The 18788-nt window shown below is 64.3% G+C and carries 22 protein-coding genes; 11 read left to right on the top strand and 11 right to left on the bottom strand.

The annotated features are described in order from the left end of the window. Positions 1–75: 75 nt before the first annotated feature. The 3 genes from AC1D10_RS02220 to AC1D10_RS02210 are packed head-to-tail and all read right to left on the bottom strand — an operon-like array spanning position 76 to position 2369. Positions 76–903 (bottom strand): C40 family peptidase, encoded by an 828-nt coding sequence (locus AC1D10_RS02220; RefSeq protein ID WP_477268701.1) that lies wholly within the window; start codon positions 901–903, stop codon positions 76–78. 51 nt (positions 904–954) lie between these two features. Further along, positions 955–1899, bottom strand: a complete 945-nt coding sequence (locus tag AC1D10_RS02215; RefSeq protein ID WP_477268700.1) for a CHAD domain-containing protein — start codon at positions 1897–1899, stop codon at positions 955–957. Continuing rightward, positions 1896–2369, bottom strand: coding sequence for a CYTH domain-containing protein (locus AC1D10_RS02210; RefSeq protein ID WP_477268699.1), 474 nt, complete (start codon positions 2367–2369; stop codon positions 1896–1898). Before AC1D10_RS02210 ends, AC1D10_RS02215 begins: the two co-directional genes overlap by 4 nt. A 104-nt stretch (positions 2370–2473) precedes the next feature. On the opposite strand from AC1D10_RS02210, the gene AC1D10_RS02205 reads away from it, so the two are divergent. The 4 genes from AC1D10_RS02205 to AC1D10_RS02190 are packed head-to-tail and all read left to right on the top strand — an operon-like array spanning position 2474 to position 6189. Next, a complete protein-coding gene (locus tag AC1D10_RS02205; protein ID WP_477268698.1) occupies positions 2474–3172 on the top strand; it encodes a CerR family C-terminal domain-containing protein in 699 nt (232 codons plus the stop codon). Positions 3173–3185: 13 nt separating this feature from the next. Beyond that, positions 3186–4139, top strand: coding sequence for an HlyD family secretion protein (locus AC1D10_RS02200; RefSeq protein ID WP_477268697.1), 954 nt, complete (start codon positions 3186–3188; stop codon positions 4137–4139). Then, a complete protein-coding gene (locus AC1D10_RS02195) occupies positions 4136–5056 on the top strand; it encodes an ABC transporter ATP-binding protein (RefSeq protein ID WP_477268696.1) in 921 nt (306 codons plus the stop codon). The genes AC1D10_RS02200 and AC1D10_RS02195 overlap by 4 nt, the downstream gene beginning before the upstream one ends. Next, complete coding sequence (locus AC1D10_RS02190; RefSeq protein ID WP_477268695.1) at positions 5053–6189, top strand: ABC transporter permease; 1137 nt, start codon at positions 5053–5055, stop codon at positions 6187–6189. The genes AC1D10_RS02195 and AC1D10_RS02190 overlap by 4 nt, the downstream gene beginning before the upstream one ends. Positions 6190–6210: 21 nt before the next feature. Here the strand turns inward: AC1D10_RS02190 and AC1D10_RS02185 are convergent, their stop codons facing one another. Further along, a complete protein-coding gene (locus tag AC1D10_RS02185) occupies positions 6211–7140 on the bottom strand; it encodes a LysR substrate-binding domain-containing protein (protein ID WP_477268694.1) in 930 nt (309 codons plus the stop codon). 112 nt (positions 7141–7252) lie between these two features. Between AC1D10_RS02185 and AC1D10_RS02180 the strand changes: the two genes are divergently transcribed. Further along, a complete protein-coding gene (locus tag AC1D10_RS02180) occupies positions 7253–7855 on the top strand; it encodes an NADPH-dependent F420 reductase (protein ID WP_477268693.1) in 603 nt (200 codons plus the stop codon). 31 nt (positions 7856–7886) lie between these two features. On the opposite strand, the gene AC1D10_RS02175 is transcribed toward AC1D10_RS02180, so the two are convergent. Then, a complete protein-coding gene (locus AC1D10_RS02175) occupies positions 7887–8864 on the bottom strand; it encodes a threonine/serine dehydratase (protein WP_477268692.1) in 978 nt (325 codons plus the stop codon). A gap of 200 nt (positions 8865–9064) precedes the next feature. After that, entirely contained in the window at positions 9065–9388 is a 324-nt protein-coding gene (locus AC1D10_RS02170; protein ID WP_477268691.1) for a hypothetical protein, read from the bottom strand. Between the two features lie 174 nt (positions 9389–9562). Here AC1D10_RS02170 and mbfA point away from each other — a divergent pair, with 174 nt between their 5' ends. After that, complete coding sequence (gene mbfA / locus AC1D10_RS02165; protein ID WP_477268690.1) at positions 9563–10546, top strand: iron exporter MbfA; 984 nt, start codon at positions 9563–9565, stop codon at positions 10544–10546. A 20-nt stretch (positions 10547–10566) separates the two neighbouring features. Here mbfA and AC1D10_RS02160 read toward each other — a convergent pair whose 3' ends face one another. From AC1D10_RS02160 to AC1D10_RS02150, 3 genes are all read right to left on the bottom strand, one after another. Next, positions 10567–10911, bottom strand: coding sequence for an antibiotic biosynthesis monooxygenase family protein (locus tag AC1D10_RS02160; RefSeq protein ID WP_477268689.1), 345 nt, complete (start codon positions 10909–10911; stop codon positions 10567–10569). Beyond that, on the bottom strand, positions 10908–11240 hold the full coding sequence (locus AC1D10_RS02155; protein ID WP_379094105.1) for an NIPSNAP family protein: 333 nt from the start codon (positions 11238–11240) through the stop codon (positions 10908–10910). The genes AC1D10_RS02160 and AC1D10_RS02155 overlap by 4 nt, the downstream gene beginning before the upstream one ends. A 97-nt stretch (positions 11241–11337) precedes the next feature. Continuing rightward, positions 11338–11553 (bottom strand): DUF1127 domain-containing protein, encoded by a 216-nt coding sequence (locus AC1D10_RS02150; protein ID WP_477268688.1) that lies wholly within the window; start codon positions 11551–11553, stop codon positions 11338–11340. A 68-nt stretch (positions 11554–11621) separates the two neighbouring features. Between AC1D10_RS02150 and AC1D10_RS02145 the strand changes: the two genes are divergently transcribed. Then, entirely contained in the window at positions 11622–12296 is a 675-nt protein-coding gene (locus AC1D10_RS02145; RefSeq protein ID WP_477268687.1) for an ArsR/SmtB family transcription factor, read from the top strand. 46 nt (positions 12297–12342) lie between these two features. Here the strand turns inward: AC1D10_RS02145 and ligD are convergent, their stop codons facing one another. After that, entirely contained in the window at positions 12343–14868 is a 2526-nt protein-coding gene (ligD, locus tag AC1D10_RS02140; RefSeq protein ID WP_477268686.1) for a DNA ligase D, read from the bottom strand. Between the two features lie 13 nt (positions 14869–14881). Next, on the bottom strand, positions 14882–15754 hold the full coding sequence (ku, locus tag AC1D10_RS02135; protein ID WP_477268685.1) for a non-homologous end joining protein Ku: 873 nt from the start codon (positions 15752–15754) through the stop codon (positions 14882–14884). Between ku and AC1D10_RS02130 the strand changes: the two genes are divergently transcribed. The 4 genes from AC1D10_RS02130 (at position 15753) to AC1D10_RS02115 (ending at position 18717) form a co-directional block, all read left to right on the top strand. Continuing rightward, positions 15753–16082, top strand: coding sequence for a hypothetical protein (locus AC1D10_RS02130; RefSeq protein ID WP_477268684.1), 330 nt, complete (start codon positions 15753–15755; stop codon positions 16080–16082). The two genes, ku and AC1D10_RS02130, sit on opposite strands and share 2 nt — an antisense overlap. A 50-nt stretch (positions 16083–16132) precedes the next feature. Then, positions 16133–16273, top strand: a complete 141-nt coding sequence (locus AC1D10_RS02125) for a hypothetical protein (RefSeq protein WP_379094091.1) — start codon at positions 16133–16135, stop codon at positions 16271–16273. Positions 16274–16452: 179 nt separating this feature from the next. Next, the gene (locus AC1D10_RS02120) at positions 16453–16926 is read left to right on the top strand and encodes a thiol-disulfide oxidoreductase DCC family protein (RefSeq protein ID WP_477268683.1); all 474 of its coding nucleotides are present in this window, start codon (positions 16453–16455) and stop codon (positions 16924–16926) included. A gap of 78 nt (positions 16927–17004) precedes the next feature. After that, positions 17005–18717 (top strand): DUF4166 domain-containing protein, encoded by a 1713-nt coding sequence (locus AC1D10_RS02115; RefSeq protein WP_477268682.1) that lies wholly within the window; start codon positions 17005–17007, stop codon positions 18715–18717. The last annotated feature ends 71 nt before the right edge of the window (positions 18718–18788 follow it).

Here is an 18788-nt window from a genome sequence, read left to right as displayed (position 1 = left end):
GCCGCCATGTGAAACGCCTGCGCCTCGGCTGGAGGCCGCGCCGTAGGGGCATGTCCTGACCTGGGCCGAAAGCCATCACGTGTCTGAGGCGATTGCGCCAGCCTTTGCGGCTGCGGCGTCTGTGCTTGCCTTGTCGTCCCAGGTCACCGCCCGGTAGTCGAAGCCATATTCCAGCGTCGGCTTGACGATGCGGAAATAGGGCGACAGGTCGAAGTCACGCGGCGTGTACAGCGAGTGGTGGCGGATGTGCAGGATTTCCTTGCGCGAATAGTTCGACTGCGCCGAAGCGCGGCCGGGCGCGCGGGTGATTTCGGGCAGGATCGGATAGCGGATCTGGCCGTAGGCCTCGGCGATCAGCGAGGAACAGATGGCCCGGGTCGGGTCGCCTGAGCCGAATGCCAGCATGCGGCGGCGCCAGCGCACCGGCACCGGCGGTGCCGGCAGGAAATAACGCAGCATGTCGAGGATGTTCTTGAGATCGTATTTCAGGCCAAGCTTGCCGATCATGAAGGCGACGACCCTGTCGCGGTCCTCAGGCGCCAGGCCGCTCGCCCGGCAGATGCGGGTGTTGTAGGTGCGATAGCGCGACAGCGGTACGGCGACGCAGCCTTCGCCCATCGAGACCTCGATCAGCCGTGGCCGCTCCGTTCCGTCTTGCGGCTCGGGCAACGCATCGCCGACATAAAGGGCCGCATGCGACCAGGTCGACTGGGTCAGGTACTTGATCACCGCCGAGATCTTCTGGTTGCCCTCGATCAACAGGATGTCGCCCGGCTCCAGCGCACGGCGCAGCGTCTCGGCATCGGACGGGGTATAAGGTTCGTAGCCGGAAGACTCTTCCTGCAGCGCGCCGGCGAGCCGGCGGCCAAGTCGATCCAGAAGCGTGTCTCTGAGCTCGGTCATGCCATATGGCGATTAACATATGCAGGCGGCTGGACGCCAGCCGTCCGTCCGTCAACTGGCGGTCGCCACGGCATCTTCCTGCAATGGGGCGGCACCCAGGTCGTCGCGCGCCTTGCGGGCCAGTTTGCGTGTCGAGCGTTTGGGACTGTCGCCGAACAGCTCGGACGCCTCGGCGAGACAGCTTTTCTTCAGCTGCTTCTCCGACCGCTTCAAAAGCTTGCCCAGAAGCTTGGTGTCCTCGGACGGTCCGAACGGACGGTCATCGGCCTCGAGCAGCGCGCGCATCACCAGCACATCGTGCAGGTCGCCCAGCCGCTCGCCCAGGTCGTCGACCGCCTTGCGCCTGGCCTTGATCGGCGTCGGCCACAGCCTGCCGAGCAGCGACAGATGCATGCCGTGGGTCTTGGCCGCCTTGCGCAGGTCGTGGAAATCATTGGCCGCGCCGCGCGATCCGGCCTTGTCGAGCGCCTTCCTGGCCCGGCGCAGGGTGATGCGGGCGCCTTGGGCAAGCACGTCGGCTGCCTGTTCCGGCTGATCGGGCAGAGCGAGTGTGTCGATCCGGTGCAGGCCCTCCTCGCAAGCGGCGGTCGCAGCAGCTATCGCCGCCTCGAGCCCGGCACCTTCATGCAATTCATGCTGGCGCGCAATCAGCCTGTCGCGCACCGCGCCCAGTCCATCGCCGGCACTCTCCTTGGGAAAGCTTGCCGCCAGCCGGTCGATGGTCTCGATCAGCGCGGTCGCCTCGCGCGGCCCGGCAAGCAGGCCCGCCACGTTGCGGTAGCACTGGTTCTCCGTCTCACAGAATGTTTCGTCACCGGAACGAACCAGGCGCAGCAACGCCCGCGCGCTCTTCAGCCGCTTGCGGCATTTGTGCAGCGCCTGTTCCGGCCGGCTGCGCGCGGCGTCAAGATGGGCCAATGCCTTGCCGATCTCCTCGGCAAGGATACGCCTGACCTCGCCGGTCAGCGGCAGGCGCGGATCGATACGAAAACTCATGCGGCGATCTCCGGAATCCCCCCGAGGGCGAGCGACGCGTTGTAGAACTCAGACTCGCCGGTGACTTCGCGGCCGAGCCAGTCAGGCAGCATTTCGTCCGGCACGTCCTCCGGCGTCTCGAGTTCGGCGACCACAAGTCCCGCAAGCGGGCCGCCAAAGACATCGACCTCATAGAGATAGCCGCGATGCCTAACATGGTGGCGTGTCTTCTCTATGACACGCCCAAGCGCGAAGGCCAGCATCTCCTCGGCCTCCGCCAGCGGGATCGGATACTCGAATTCATCGCGCTCGCGCGCCCTGCTGCCGAATTTGAGCGTCAGCTTGGCGGACGTGTCATCGCTGATGCGGACGCGCAGGGTTCGACCGGGTGACGCGTCGAGATAGAACTGACGAATGCGGATATCCGCCTCGGCCAGTTCTTGCCATGCGGTGCTGGAGACCAGGAACTTGCGTTCGACTTCCTTGCCCATGGCCGCGCACTAAAGCGTTTGCCGCCGACGATGGCAAGACAGTCGCGCTCACACAGATTGACTCATGGATTGACTTTAATCAATCGATTGATTAAATAGCTCTCATGATCAAATTGCCGGACACACAAACCCAAAACCATCGCCGCGAAGCGTCTCCCGCCGACATGACGCGCGCGGCCCTTGTCCAGGCAGCGCTGAAACTGTTCGGCCGGCAGGGTTTCGACGGCACCTCGACGCGTCAGATCGCGGCGGAAGCGCAAGCCAATATCGGTTCGATCGCCTATCATTTCGGCGGCAAGGAAGGTCTTCGAACCGCCGCCGCCGACTTTATCGTCGAGACCATCCAGACGGTTGCCGGCCAGGCGCTCGGCAATGTGCAGGCACCTGCGCCGGGACCGGCCAGTCCAGAGGCAGCGCAAGCGCAGCTCTTCGCGGCGCTGGAGCGGATGGTCGGCTTTGTCGTGGCAAGTCCGCAGGCCGGCGAGATCGTTCAGTTCGTGTTGCGCGAGCTTTCGCATCCGACGGCAGCGCTCGATCGCATCTATGACGGCGTGTTCGAGCCGACGCACCGCCGGCTTTGCCAGCTCTGGGAACAGGCGACAGGGGAGCCGGCCGAAAGCGAGACCACGAGGCTCACTGTGTTCACGCTGATCGGCCAGGTCATCTATTTCCGCATCGGCCGCGAGGCGGTGATGCGCCGGATGGGCTGGAACGATATTGGCGCCACCGAAGCGGCCAAGGTGGTGGCGACCACATCGGGCAATCTCAAGGCCATTTTGGCTGCCAGGAGGGGGCAAAGATGAAGGGGCAAACACCATGAGCTTTCTGTGTTCGCTGCCGCTCGCCGCGCAGCTGTTCAGTGCCTGCGCGCCGGCGGCACCGCTGGCCGTCGGCTATGTCGAGGGCGACTATGTGCTGCTGGCGCCGATCGAGGTGGCGCAGGTCGAGACCGTCACGGTCAAGCGCGGCGATCGTGTCACACCCGGCACGACCGTGGTGACGCTCGAAAGCGCCGATGCCAAGATCGCGGTCGCGCAGGCCGAGGCCGGCCTTGCCCAGGCGCAGGCGCAGTTGGCCGACCTGCAGATCGGCAAGCGTCCGGAAGAAATCGCGGTGCTCAGGGCCGAGGTCGACATGGCCAGCGCCCAGGCCGCCGACGCCAAGCGCAAATACGACCGGGCTGCCGATCTGTTCAAGCGCGGCGCCGGCACGCAGGCCGATTTCGACACCGCCTCGGCGACGCTGGAGACGGCCAACGCCCAGGTCGGTCAGGCCAATGCCAATCTCGCGGTCGGCGGCCTGCCGGCGCGGCCGGAGACGATCAAGGCCGCCGACAATCAGGTCAAGCAGGCGCAGGCAACCCTGGAGCAGGCGCAATGGCGGCTGTCGAAACGGGTGCTGGCGGCGCCTTCACCAGGCCGCGTCAACGATGTCATCCGCAATCCGGGCGACACCGCCGGCCCGACCGCGCCGGTCATTTCGATCCTGCCCGACGGCGCGGTGAAGCTCAGCGTCTACATCCCGGAAGCCGCCTTCTCCTCGGTCAAGGTCGGCACCTTGCTCGGCGTCCACTGCGACGGCTGCGGCCCGGACGTCAAGGCGCGGGTCAGCTATGTCTCGCCGGATCCCGAATTCACCCCGCCGGTGATCTATTCCTTGGAGAACCGGCAGAAGCTGGTCTACCTGGTCGAGGCGCGGCCGGAGGGCAATGCCGGCCCGTTGCAGCCCGGCCAGATCGTCGATGTCGATCTCGCGGACGCCGGAAAATGAACGCCATCGATGTCCACGGCCTGGTCAAGCGCTTTGGCGACAAGACCGTCGTCGACCATGTGACGATGACGGTCGCCGAAGGCGAGATCGTCGGCTTCCTCGGACCCAACGGTTCGGGCAAGACCACCACCATCCGCATCATGTGCGGCCTGCTGACGCCCGACGAGGGCGAAGGCACGGTGCTCGGCTTCGACATCCGCACCGACAGTCTGCGCATCAAGCGCGAAGTCGGCTACATGACGCAGAAATTCTCCTTCTACGAGGATCTGACGATCGGCGAGAATCTCGAATTCGTCGCGCGGCTCTACCGGTTGAAGCCGGTCGAGGAACATGTAGCACGCACATTGGAGGACCTCGGCCTGACCTCGCGCCGCAATCAGCTGGCCGGCACCCTGTCCGGCGGCTGGAAGCAGCGGCTGGCGCTGGCCGCCTGCATCATGCACAAGCCGAAGCTGCTGTTGCTCGACGAGCCGACGGCGGGCGTCGATCCGAAGGCGCGGCGCGAATTCTGGGACGAGATCCATCGCCTCGCCAGCGGCGGGCTGACCGTGCTGGTCTCAACCCACTACATGGACGAGGCCGAGCGCTGCCACCGCATCAGCTACATTTCCTACGGCAAGATGCTGGCCACCGGAACCGTTGCCGAGGTGGTGAAGAATGCCGGGCTAACCACCTTTGTCGTGCAGGGCCCGCGGCTCGACCAGGTGGCTGAAGCGCTTCAGGGTCGCCCCGGCGTCGACCAGGTGGCACCGTTCGGCGCGACGCTGCATGTCGTCGGCTCCGACGGCAAGAAGCTCAAAACAGCACTCGCCGATGTCGAGAAGCAGCACGAGGGCGTGACGGTGACGCCGGGCGAGACCAGCCTCGAGGATGTCTTCATCCAGTTCATGTCCGGCTCAAAGGACAACATGGCATGAACAGCATCTTTTCCTTCGCCCGGCTCGGCGCGCTGCTGATCAAGGAGTTCATCCAGATGCGGCGCGACCGCATCACCTTCGCCATGATGCTCGGCGTGCCGCTGATGCAGCTGGTGCTGTTCGGCTACGCCATCAACAATGACCCGAAGAGCCTGCCGGCGGCGCTGGTGGCAACAAGCAGCGACCCCTATACGCGGGCCATGGTCTCGGCCCTGCAGACCACCGGTTACTACCGCTTCGACCATGTCTCGCAAAGTGCGGCCGACGCGGAATTCCTGATGTCGCGTGGCGATGTCGCCTTCGTCGTCACCATCCCCGCCGATTTCGCCCGGCGGGTGGAGCGCGGCGACAGCCCGCAGATCCTGATCGAGGCCGATGCCACCGACCCCGCCGTCGCCAGCGGCGCCATCTCGACGCTCGGCACCGTCGCCAGCCAGGCGCTGCTCCGGGCGCGCGGCATGCAGGAGGCGGCCGCCGAGGCCGCCCTTGGCCAGCTCGAAGTGGTGGTGCACCGGCGCTACAATCCCGAAGGCATCTCGCAATACAACATCGTGCCCGGCCTGCTCGGCGTCATCCTGCAGATGACGATGGTGATGATGACCTCGATCGCGCTGACGCGCGAGACCGAGCGCGGCACGATGGAAAACCTGCTGGCGATGCCGTCCAGCCCGCTCGAGATCATGATGGGCAAGGTGCTGCCCTATCTGGCGGTCGGCGGCGTGCAGGTGGTGGTGGTGCTGGCGGCGGCCAAGCTGTTGTTTGCCATTCCCTTCACCGGGTCGATGTCGTTGCTGTTGAGCGCCGTGCTGATCTTCGTGCTGGCGCTGGTGCTGCTCGGCTATACGATCTCCACCATCGCCCGCACGCAGATGCAGGCGCTGCAGCTCACCTTCTTCTTCTTCCTGCCGTCGATCATGCTGTCGGGCTTCATGTTCCCCTATCGCGGCATGCCGGGCTGGGCGCAGGTGTTCGGCGAGATCCTGCCGCTGACGCATTTCCTGCGCATCATTCGCGCGGTGATGCTGAAGGGCGCCGAACTGCCGGCTGTGGCGACGGAGATCGGCTGGCTGGTGGTATTCGTCGCGCTGTTTGCCGGCGTCGCGCTGGTACGATTCAGACGGACGCTTGACTAAGGCAATTCCAGCAAAGCGCCCTCATCCAAGACTGCCGGCGAAACGCTCGGCAAGGCGTTCGCGCCGAAAGGCGTCGACGACGAAGTCGATGAAGACGCGGGTTTTGGCCGGCAGCAGCGTGCGGCTGGAGAAATAGATCGAGAGCGCGCCGGCGTCGGCATACCAACGCGGCAGCAGGCGGACGAGCTTGCCGCTTTCAAGATGGGCCAGTGCGTCCGGCAGGGCGATCATGGTGACTCCAAGCCCGAGCAGGGCGGCTTGCCGCATGGCAGCCGGATCGTTGACCACGATGGTTTCGCGGGGCGAGCCGGCCATCTCGGTGCCTTCCGCATCCCGCATCGTCCAGTGACGGATGCGGCCGGTACCGAGCGACCGCATGAGGATGCCGTCGAAGGCGGCAAGGCCGGCCGGATCGGTCGGCGGTGTTCGCCCTGTCATATAGGCGGGCGAGGCAACGGCGATGACATGGACGGGCGCCAGCGACCTCGAGACGACGCCCGGCGACAGGTCGAAGCCGCCGCCGATTGCGGCGTCATAACCCTCGGCCACCAGGTCGACCTGCCGGTTCTCGAAATGCCATTCCGGGCGGATGAGCGGATAGCGCATGAGGAATGTCGGCAGCAAAGGCAGGCAATAGGCGATGCCAAGCGTTGGCGACAGGCTGAGCTTGAGTACGCCGGCAGGTTCGCTGCCGCCGCTGGACGCCGCGGCAATGGCGTCCTGCAGCGCTTCGAGATTGCCGCCAATGTCATGCAGGAAACGTTCGCCGGCTTCGGTCAGGGCCAGTTTGCGTGTCGAACGCTGGAACAGACGCTGGCCGAGATTGCGCTCCAGCATGGCAACGTTGCGGCTGACGGCGGCCGGCGTCAGCCCGAGCAGGCGCGCGGCGGCGGAAAAGCCGCCGGCCTCGGCGCTGCGAACGAAGGATTCGAGATTGGCGAGCGTCTCCATCGGCTCCTGATCTTCAACGGACGCTTGAGAATAAAACAAGCAAATACCGGCTAATCCTAGACCAATAAAAGAGCGATATCCACTTCAACAAACCCAACGGATTGAGATCACCATGAACAGCATCGGCATCATCGGCGCCGGCAATATCGGCCAGGCATTCGCTCGCACGCTCGCCAGGAAGGGTATCGAGGCCACCATCGCCAACAGCCGCGGCCCGCAGACATTGGCCGAACTCGTCGCGTCGATCGGCCCCTCGATCAAGGCCGGCGCGCTGCAAGACGCGGCAGCGAAGGACATCGTGCTCGTCGCCATCAACTGGTCGAAGCTTCCAGCAGCGCTCGCCGGCCTGCCCGACTGGAATGGGCGCATCGTTGTCGATGCCAACAATTCGATCGAGGCACCGTTGTTCAAGCCAGTCGATCTCGGTGGGCGTTTCTCAAGCGAGGTGTTTGCAGGTCTCGTACCCGGCGCAAGGGTGGTGAAGGCGTTCAACCATTTGCGGGCGCCCCTGCTGGCGGGTGACCCGGCGGCGGAGGGTGGCAAGCGCGTGCTGTTCTATTCGGGTGACGACGTGCAGGCCAAGGCCGAGGTCGGCGCACTGATCGACAGGCTTGGCTTCCACGGCATCGATCTCGGCTCGCTGGCGATCGGCGCGCGTCTCGCCCAGTTCCCCGGCGGTCCGTTGCCGGTCCTCAATCTCGTCCGCTTCGAGTGATGCGCCCGGTGGCGTGGCACCGATAGCGATTCTAGGCCGCCGCCATGATCTCGGCATAGGTACCGAAATCGACATTGCCGCCGGACAGCACCACGGCAACGCATTTGCCTGTCAACTCGATCTCGCCCGATGACAGCGCCGCCAGCGCCACGCAGCCGCCGGGCTCGACCACCAGCTTGAGATAGGCCATGGCGTCGCGCATCGCCTGCGCAGTCGCCTTGTCGGAGACGGCAATGCCGCCGGCGAGGTTCCTGCGGTTGATCTCGAAGGTGATCACGCCGGGTTCGGCAGTCAGGATCGCGTCGCAGATCGAACTGTGGCCCGGCTCGTTCGAAACCCTGGCGCCTGCGGCCAGCGAACGGCGGGTGTCGTCGAAATGCTCGGGCTCCACCGCCCACACCGCGGTGTCCGGCGAGGCGTCCTTGACTGCAACGGAAATGCCGCTCGACAGGCCGCCGCCGCCGCAAGGGATGATCACCGCGTCGAGGCTGACGCCAAGCGCTTTGGCCTGGCGCATCAATTCGAGGCCGATCGTGCCCTGGCCAGCGATGATGGCCGGGTCGTCGAAGGGCGGTACCAGCACCATGCCTTTCTCGATGTAAGGGCGCACCACGCTCATGCGGTCGTCGCGAAAGCGGTCGAACGGCACCACCTCCGCCCCCATCTTGCGGACATTGCCGATCTTCATCGCCGGCGCGTCGGCCGGCATGGCGATGACCGCCTTGACGCCGAACATCGCCGCCGACGCTGCGACGCCTTGCGCATGGTTGCCAGACGAGAAGGCGACGACGCCTCGGCTGCGCTCTTCCTCGCTCAGCGACGACAGCTTGTTGTAGGCGCCGCGGAACTTGAACGAACCGGTGCGCTGCAGCGTCTCCGGCTTGAACAGGATGCGGGCGCCGAAACGCTTGTTCAATTCCTGCGATTCGATCAGCGGGGTTTCGACGATCAGCCCGGAAAGCCGGGCCGCGGCTCGGTGGATGTCTTCTATGCCGGGAGCGGTGGTCATGGCGATCCTGCGAAGCTGTGGTCCGGTCATGGTGCACGGAAAGGGCCGCGCGACACCAACGAAAAAATGTGACCGTTACAAAGTTTGGGAAGTCATGACCGGCGTTGCGCTGCCCCTAGCCTGCCTGCCGGCATCCTCTCCAAATAAGAGACGGGGAGAGGGACTGTCGCCGGCGGCTTCGCCAAACGGCCAACCACCGCTCACCCCAACAGTGCCCGCTGCCGCTTTGTCCCACCCAGTTTGCGCCAGGTGTTGAAGCGATGCGTGGCGGCGGCGAAGGAGATCTTCATCTGCTGGGCGACCGAGTAGCGCGACTTGCCGTCGTCGAACATGCGGTAGCAGCATTCGACGCCCTCTTCGGTCAGCTTGCCGTCCGGGGCCTTGTTGTGCGGATTGGCAGGATCGAATTTCTCCACCTGCTGCTCGACCAGGCCTTTCAGGCGCTGCAGGTCAGCCTCGATGCTGGCGATGAGATCGAGAACGGGCTTTGGGTCATAGTGGTGCGGAGGCTGCTTTGCCGTCATCTGCGGATTCCCTTTTTTAGCTCGGTCCCACATATAGGCGAACATTACCTGATAATGAAGAGGTGAGCCTCGTGCACTGGCTTCAACAATTCTTGACCGCCACCCAAGCGCGCAATTGACCTTGGGCACGTCAAACCCTAGTTTAGAATAATTCTAAACTAGGGTGAATTCCTCATGCTTTCCCGTGTTTTCGGCTTCGGCCGCCGTCCCTTCGAATCGCTCTCCGAACAGGAGATCCTGGCGTTGGCCATTTCGTCCGAGGAAGACGATGGACGCATCTACCGGGCCTACGCCGACGGGCTGGCGGAAAACTTTCCGCAATCGGCAAAAGTGTTCGAGGAGATGGCCGAGGAAGAAGATGGCCATCGCGACGCGCTGATCGAGCTTTTCCGCAAGCGTTTCGGCGAGCGCATTCCGCTGATCCGGCGCGAGCATGTGAAAGGCTACTTCGAGCGCAAGCCCGACTGGCTGGTGAGACCGCTCGGCATCGAGCATGTGCGCAGCCAGGCCGAAGCGATGGAGCGGCGCGCCTATCTGTTCTATGTCGAGGCGGCCAAGCGCACCACCGATGCCTCGACTAGAAAACTGCTCGACGATTTGGCGATAGCCGAGCAGGGCCATGAAACGCTGGCGCAGCGTCTGGAGCAAAAGCACGTGCCGGGCGAAGTGAAGGACGAAGAGGCCGTTGCCGAGCAGCGCCAGTTCATCCTCACCTATGTGCAGCCGGGACTGGCCGGATTGATGGATGGATCGGTGTCGACGCTGGCGCCGATCTTTGCCGCCGCGTTTGCCACGCATGACACCTGGCAGACGCTTCTGGTCGGGCTTGCCGCCTCGATCGGCGCCGGCATTTCGATGGGCTTCACCGAGGTCGCTTCCGACGACGGCAAGCTGTCGGGCCGCGGCTCGCCGGTCAAGCGCGGCCTGACCGTCGGCATCATGACGACGCTGGGCGGGCTGGGCCACGCGCTGCCCTATCTCATCCCGCAGTTCTGGACGGCGACCGTCGTTGCCGCCGTGGTGGTGTTCTTCGAATTGTGGGCCATCGCCTTCGTCCAGAACCGCTACATGCAGACGCCCTTCCTGCGCGCCGCCTTCCAGGTGGTGCTAGGCGGCGCCCTGGTGTTCGCGGCGGGTGTGCTGATCGGGAATGCTTAGCGTGGAGAAGGAAGGGGCAGTCAGCCATTCACCGCCCGGCTATCCTCTGGCGCCTCGGCCCTCTCCGTCAGCCCATAATCGCGCACGACATGGGCGATGCGCAGACGGTAGCCGGCAAAGATACCGCCACGGCCGGCTTTCTGCGCCTGCCGGTGCTCCTCGGTGTTGCGCCAGGCCTTGACCGCTTCCTCGTCGCGCCAGAACGACAGCGACAGGATCCGGTTCGGGTCGACCAGGCTCTGGAAGCGCTCGATGGAGAGAAATCCGTCAATGCCGTCGAGCAGCGGCCGCAAGTCGGCGGCGATGCCGAGATAGGCGTCGCGTTTGCCGGCCGCTGGCTCGACTTCGAAGATGACGGCGATCACGGCAGCACCAGTTTCGCGTGCGGGCCGGAGGCCAGTTTCAGGAACATGCGATCCTCCCTATGGATGAACTTTTCGCGGCGGGCGAACTCGTAGTTTGCCTTGCCGGCTGGGTCGGCGGCAAGGCGCGCGCGGTAGGCCTCGTAGGCCGCCAGGCTCTCGATGTTGTAGGCGGCGTAGGCAGTCGTCGCCGAGCCCTCATGAGGCGCGAAATAGCCGATCAGATCGGCGCCGCAGCGCGGAATGGCCTGGCCCCAGTTGCGGGCATACTCCTCGAACGCGGCTTTGCCGAACGGGTCGATCTCGTAACGGATGAAGCAAGTGATGGTCATGGTCGTCTCCTTGGCGGGTTGATTTCGTCTTGCGGCGACATTTCGAGCGGGGTCGAAGCATCCCCAGGGTCGGTGTGCTAGGCAATTCCCTCGCGGGTCATGCCTGCCAGAAGGGTTTCGCGCATTCGCGGCGCACGTCCTGTGGCGTCAGGCCAAGGTCGCGCAGCAAATGATCGTCGATCTCGGCAAGGTCGAGGCGCTGCAGGCGGCGATCATACCAGCGGGCCAGCAGCCGCGAACGGAACCAGGTGACGAACGGGAACCATTGGCAGCTGGGGACGGGCGCGGAGGTGGTAGCGGTTCGTGCGGTCATCGTCGTCTCCTTGATCTGGTTGGAGAATAGTGGTTATCTGACAAGAATGCTTCGATGAGGAACGAACTATGCGTGAAGGACCCGATATTGCCCGCATCGCCAGCCTGGTCGGCGATCCGGCGCGCGCAAACATGCTCAACGCGCTGATGGGCGGCACGGCACTGACGGCGAGCGAACTGGCGCTCGAGGCCGGCGTGTCGCTGCCGACCGCCAGCTCGCATCTGTCCAAACTGATGGAGGGCGGGCTGCTGACGCTGGCGAGCCAGGGCCGGCATCGCTATTACGGCCTCGCCGGTCCGCAGGTGGCGGGCATGATCGAAGCCATCACCGGTGTCGCGGAAGCCGTTGGCCCAAAGCGCGTACGACCGGGTCCGCGCGATGGAGCCATGCGCGTGGCAAGGGTGTGCTACGACCACCTTGCCGGCGAGCAGGCCGTGGCGATGCTTGATCGTCTGGTCGAGAAAGACATACTCTTGCGCGACGATAAGGAGATCAGGCTCGGCCAATCGGCGGCATCGCATTTCGCGGCAATAGGCATCGACGTCGATGCCAAGCCGCGTCGGCCGGTCTGTCGCGCCTGTCTTGATTGGAGCGTGCGCCGCTCGCACCTCGCCGGCACGCTGGGTGCCGCCATCCTCGACAAGATCCTTGCCGAAAAATGGGCGCGCCGCGAGAAAGACAGCCGCGCGGTCATTTTCTCGCCGCCGGGCAAGCAGGCTTTCGAGAAGGTGTTTCTGGGCTGAGATGCCGGGGCGAAGGATCGCCACGCTTGCGCGTATGCGGAAGAAACTAACCGCGCTTCAACACCTTCCCCTGCTTGAAGAAATCCGCCCACGGATCGGCTTCCGCCAGCCGCTTCGACGTCGTCTTGTCGCCGATTGGAAAGGCGGTCGGCGCCAGCCCGGCCTCGATCTCGGCCCAGGTCACCGGCATCGACACGGTGGCGCCCTTCTTGGCGCGCGACGAATAGGGCGCGACGGTCGTCGAGCCCCGGCCATTGCGTAGATAGTCGACGAAGATCTTTCCGGTGCGCGCCTTCTTCGACAGCGTCGCCGTGTAGCGGTCGGGGGAGGCCTGTTCGAGCGCCTTGGCGAAATCATGGGTGAAGGTCTTCACCGCTTCCCAGTCCGCCGATGGTTTCAGCGGCACGACGACATGAAAACCCTTGCCGCCCGATGTCTTGACGAAGTTCGGCAACGACAGCTCGTTGAGCTTGCCCCTGATATCGAGCGCCGCGTCGCGCACCGCCTTCACGTCGACGCCTTCATCGGGGTCGAGATCGAAGATGATCTGGTCTGGCCTCTCCAGCTCATCGATCGTGCAGCCCCAGATGTGGATCTCGACCACGCCATACTGGACCAGTGCTGCAACGCCGTCGAAATCGCGGATGAACAGGATCTCCTCGCCGTCCGTCGGGTCCTTCATTCGGGCGATCTTGTCGCTCATGCCGGCCGAGGCATGTTTCTGGAAGAAGCGCGGGCCGCCGACGCCGTCCGGCGCGCGCACCAGGCTGAGCGGCCGGTTGACGATAAATTGCTCCATCCGCGGCCACACCAAGGCGTAGTGATCGAGCAAGCCCTGCTTGGAGATCTTTTCCTCGGGCCACAGCAGCTTGTCGGGATGAGAGAGTTTAACCGTGGTCGTCATGGCTCCGGCAGGATAGGTGGCGCCACTTGCCGCCGGCTTCGCCTTGGCCGGGTTCTTGTCTGTCGATGCCTTGCCTGTCGATGCCTTGGGCCTTTCCTGCACGACTTCCTCCGCCGGCTTGTCCTCGCGCAATCCCTGGAACGAGGCATGGCGTATTATACGGTCGGATGTCCAGCTGCGGAACTCCACTTCGCCGACCAGTTCGGGCTTCACCCAGACCAGGCCCTTGCCCTTCGGCACGGCCGCATCGAACGGCGAATCCTTCGCCTTCAGCGCATCGAGTTTTGTCTTGAGGTCGATGGCGCCTCTGGCGGAGAAGCCGGTGCCGACGCGGCCGGCATAGTGAAGCTTGCCGCCCTCGTGATAGCCGACCAGCAGCGAACGCAAGCCACGCCCGGTCTTGTCCGACGGCAGAAAGCCGCCGATGACGAACTCCTGCCGCGCCGTGCATTTCGATTTCACCCACGAAGGACCACGCCCGCTGCGATAGGGCGCATCGGCGCGCTTGGAGACGACGCCCTCCAGCCCCATGCGGCAGGCATGCTCCAGCATGATCTTGCCGGGCTCGGCGAAATGGTCGGAGAAACGGACCGCCGCATTCTCCGGCTGCTTGCCAAGCAGGTCCTGCAAGGCCTGCTTGCGCTCGACCAGCGGTTCGCGGCCCAAATCGTTCCCATCGAGCCGCATCAGGTCGAAGGCATAGTAGACGAAGCGATCCGTTCGTTTCGCCGACAGATCGGCCTGCAGCAGCGCGAAGGAGGAAACACCGCTGTCGGCGAGCACGACGATCTCGCCGTCGATGATGGCGTCGCTGCATTTCAGTCCGGCGAGTTCCGCGACGATCGCCCTGCCGAATTTTTGCGTCCAGTCGAGGCCGGTACGGGTGAGCAGCCGCACCTCGGTGCCGGCAATCTGGGCCTGCATGCGATAGCCGTCGAACTTCACTTCGTGCAGCCAGTCCTTGCCCGGCGGTGCCTCCCGCTCCAGCGTAGCGAGCTGCGGCTCGACAAAGTCGAGCCGGCCACCGGCTTTCGCGTTGCCGGCGGCCGGCTTGTTGGAATGCCAGACCTTTGGTTTCTTGCCCTTGGCGGTCTTGCCCTCGCCGACCTCCTCGATCGTCAGGCCCGACTTCACCGATTCCGGCGCGTCCTTGAGAATATCCTCACCTGGGCGCGCGGCGGCATCGTCCGACTTGATCAGCAGCCAGTTGTCGCGCTTTTCGCCGGCGCGCCGCTTCAACCGCACCAGATGCCAGAGCCCATGCAGCTTGTGGCCCTCGAGCTCGAAGCTGATGTGGCCCTTCTTCATCGCTTTGGCCGGGTCGATTTCGGGGGTCCAGGTGCCCTCGTCCCAGACGATGACCGAGCCGCCGCCATATTCGCCCTTGGGAATGGTGCCCTCGAACGGCGCATAGTCGATCGGATGGTCCTCGACATGAACGGCCAGCCGTTTCTCATGCGGGTCGAGGCTCGGGCCGCGCGTCACCGCCCAGCTCCACAGCACGCCGTCATGCTCGAGGCGAAGGTCGTAATGCAGCCGGGTCGCCGCGTGCTTGTGGATGACGAAGATACCGCCCGCCTTGGCGTTCTCGGCGCGCGCGACCTTGCCTGCCGGCTCGGCGGTCTTCTTGAAATCGCGTTTGGAATGGTACTGTTCGAGGCTGGCCATCTCTACAGTGTCCTCAGGCCGATTTGTGCTTGGCAGCAGCGGCTCTCGGCTTGGCGCGCTTGGCCGTTGGCTTGGCTTTTGCCGACGTGGAAGCCTTCGACGAGCCGGCATCCGACGACAGGCTCTTCTTCAACGCGTCGAACAGGTTGACGACATTGGACGACCTGGGCACTGCCTTGGCCTTCGGCGCCTTCTTGCCGGCCTTCCGGGCGCGGATCAGCTGGAGCAGCGCATTCTCGTATTTGTCTTCGAATTGCGACGGATCGAACTTGGCCCTCTTCTTGTCGATGATCCGCTCGGCCAGATCGGTCATTTCGTGATCGCTCTTCACCTCCTTGATGTCGCCGAAGACAGTAGCCGCCTCGCGCACCGTGTCGTCGTAGCGCAGTGTCGTTAGCACCATGCCCTTGCCGCGCGGTTCGATGACCACCGGGCGTTCGCGGCTGTAGAGCACGATGCGGGCCAGCCCCGCCATCTTCTTGTCCGCCATGGCGTCGCGGATGACAGCGAAAGCCTCTTCCGACATCTTGTCGGCCGGCGCCACATAATAGGGCGTGTCGAGATAGATCTGCTGGATCGAGGTTTTGTCGACAAAACCTTCGAGGCTCAACGTGTGCGAGGACTCGATCTGCACCGCCTCGATCTCGTCTTCCTCGATTTGAAGGAAATCGCCGTCGTTGACTTCATAGCCCTTGATCTCGTCGCCATCGCGCAACGGCTTGCCGCTTTCCGCATCGACATAGATGCGCTTCACCGTGTTGCCGGTCTTGCGGTTCAGCACCCGGAACGAGACCTTCTCGGCGTGGCTGACGACGTTGGTCAATTCGACGGCACAGGTGACCAGCGACAGCTTCAGATAGCCCTTCCAGGCCGGACGCGGCGCCATGATTTTTTCCCTTCAAGAACCCGATGAGGGTGAGAACGGACAGACGCCGCTCCAGTTCCGCGCCAGCACGCTGATTGGGAGGACCAGGTTCGCCTGGGGCATTGTGGCGGCCAGCATGGAAATTTCCTGGGCGCGGCAGAAATTGAAACAGAACCGCGCGCGGGCGACATCCAAACGAAACATATGTGATGCAAAAGTCACATTGGCAGAAATGTCGACGGACTACACGCAAAGACCCCGAATCAGCCGCATTCCGGCCACGAACCAAGGCCTTTTCGACCAGATATTAACATCGTGTTCACCGACTATTCACGCCTCGACGCTATGATGACCGCAATTCGGAAGGGACATCCGAAAATCGGGACAGGGACAGGTAAAATGAACTTCCTCACGCACCTCATCGGCTATGCCGCCGCCATCCGCGAATTCGTTTCGCCGACCTATCGGCCGGAGCGCTACTACATGCGCGGCCCCGGTCCGGCTAGCGCCCGTCGCGGCAATTCGCTGGGCGCGCGCTGACCATGACCTTCGAGAGCCGCCACGATAGCCGGATCTGCAGGCCGGCCGCAGAATCCCGCGCCACCACCTATCGCGCCGAGCGTTCGGTTTTCGCCGACAGACGGCGTGCGACATCGCCACGGCTTTGATGCCGCCTCTGGCTGGCTTAGTGTCTCAGGGCACAAGCAGCCGAGGCCCGCGTGACCGACCTTCGCCATTCAAGTCGGCTCCATCCAAGTCGACCCAAGTCAAGCCATCCCTCTGAACCCCTCGAAGCACGCCACCCGCTGATCGTTTTCGACGGTGTCTGCGTGCTGTGCTCCGGCTTCGTGCGCATGGTTGTCAGGGTCGACCGCAAAAGCCGCTTCCGTTTCGCCACCGCGCAGTCGCCGTTTGGCGAGGCGCTGTTCAAAAAGCACGGGCTGCATACGGACTCCTACGAAACCAATCTCGTCCTGGTCGACGGCGCCGCCTTCACGCAGCTCGACAGCTTCGTTGCCGTCATGGCGGAGCTCGGCTGGCCATGGCGGGCGGCCAAGCTGCTGTTGCTGCTGCCGCGCCCGCTTCGCGACTGGCTTTACAACCGCATCGCCAAAAACCGCTATGCCTTGTTCGGGCGGAAGGAGAGCTGTGACATTCCTTCGGCGGAGCTGCGGGGACGGCTGATCGACTAATGCTTGTCGCTCAAAAGTGGCCCCGGTTTTGAGACAACGTCGCGCATCGAAACAAAGAGGCGCTTGGGGGAACGGCGGATGAAGCTTCTCGTTGTCGGCGGCTACGGCATTTTTGGCGGCCGCATCGTCCAATTGCTGGAGAACGAACCGCGCCTGACCGTGATCGTCGCCGGACGATCCTTGGCCAGGGCCGAGGCGTGGTGCGGCAGGCGTGGCGCTGTCGCAGCGCGACTGGTGCCGGCGGTGTTCGACAGGGATGGTGAGCTGGCCGCACAACTGGCGTCGATGCGCCCCGATACGCTGGTCGATGCCAGCGGTCCGTTCCAGGCCTATGGCGAGGGGCGCTATCGCCTGATCGAGGCCTGCATCGGCCAAGGCGTCAACTATCTCGATCTTGCCGACGGGTCTGATTTCGTCGCCGGCGTGCCGGCTTTCGACGCGGCCGCGAAGCAGGCCGGGTTGTTCGTGCTGTCAGGTGTTTCCAGCTTTCCTGTGCTGACGGCGGCGGTGGTGCGCCGGCTGGCATCCGAAATGACACGGGTCGACGCCATCCGTGGCGGCATCGCGCCGTCGCCCTATGCCGGCGTCGGCGAAAATGTCATTCGCGCCATTGCAGGCTACGCCGGCCAGCCGGTCGCACTGGTGCGCGACGGCGGCAAGGCGCAAGGCCATCCGCTCACCGAACAGATGCGCTATACGATCGCGCCGCCCGGCCGCGTGCCGCTCAACGATACGCTGTTCTCGCTCGTCGACGTGCCGGACCTGCGTGCTTTGGCGGAACTCTGGCCGCAGGCGAAAACCATCTGGATGGGCGCCGGTCCGGTTCCCGAGATCCTGCATCGCGCCCTGATCGGACTTGCCTGGCTGGTGCGTCTGCGGCTGCTTCGCTCCCTGTCGCCACTGGCTCCGCTGATGCATTGGGCGACCAACCGGCTGCGCTGGGGCGAGCATCGCGGCGGCATGTTCGTCGCGGTGGAGGGGGCAGACCAGTCCGGCGCGCCGGTCAAACGCTCATGGCATCTCCTGGCCGAAGGCGACGACGGGTCGCTGATCCCGTCGATGGCGGTCGAGGCCTTGGTTCGCAAAGCGCTGGACGGTCATGCGCCCGCGGCCGGCGCTCGGGCGGCGGTACGCGATCTCGAATTTGAGGACTACGAAGCCCTGTTTGCCGGCAGGACGATCTACACCGGCTTTCGCGACGACAGCGCCGCCAGTGCCGATAAACCGCTCTATACCGCCTTGCTCGGCGAGGTCTGGCAGGGCATCCCCAAGGAAATCCGCTCCATGCATGACCGCGCGAGCATGGCCGAGGGCCGCGCCAGTGTCGAGCGCGGGAACAATATCCTTGGCCGGCTAATGGCATCGCTGGTCAGATTTCCCAAGGTGAGCGCCGATATTCCGGTGCAGGTCCGTTTCGACGTCGACAAGGATGGCGAGACCTGGACGCGGACATTCGGCACGCACCGCTTTTCCAGCCGCCAGTTTGCTGGCCGTGGCCGTTCGCAGCGGCTGCTGTGCGAGCGATTTGGCCCGCTGACCTTTGCCATGGCGCTGGTGACCGAGGACGGAAAACTGTCGCTGGTCCTGCGCCGCTGGAGCATCCTCGGGCTGCCATTGCCGATGTGGCTCTGTCCGCTTTCGACATCGTTTGAGACCGTGAAGGATGGACGCTTCCGCTTTCATGTCGAGATTTCGCATCCGCTCACTGGGCTGATCGTGCGCTATCGCGGCTGGCTGGAACCGGTGGATTCGGATGGCTCCAGCCGGGCCGTGTCCGCAGCCGCCGGCTAGCGCAGTCGGCGCATCTCCTTGCACAATGGCCGGCCAGGGGCGAAAAGTTTTTTCTGGCGCCTGTCGAAATC

It is taken from the genome of Mesorhizobium sp. P2_A8 (genome assembly GCF_056404935.1).
This window is presented reverse-complemented; position numbering and strand designations above follow the sequence as displayed.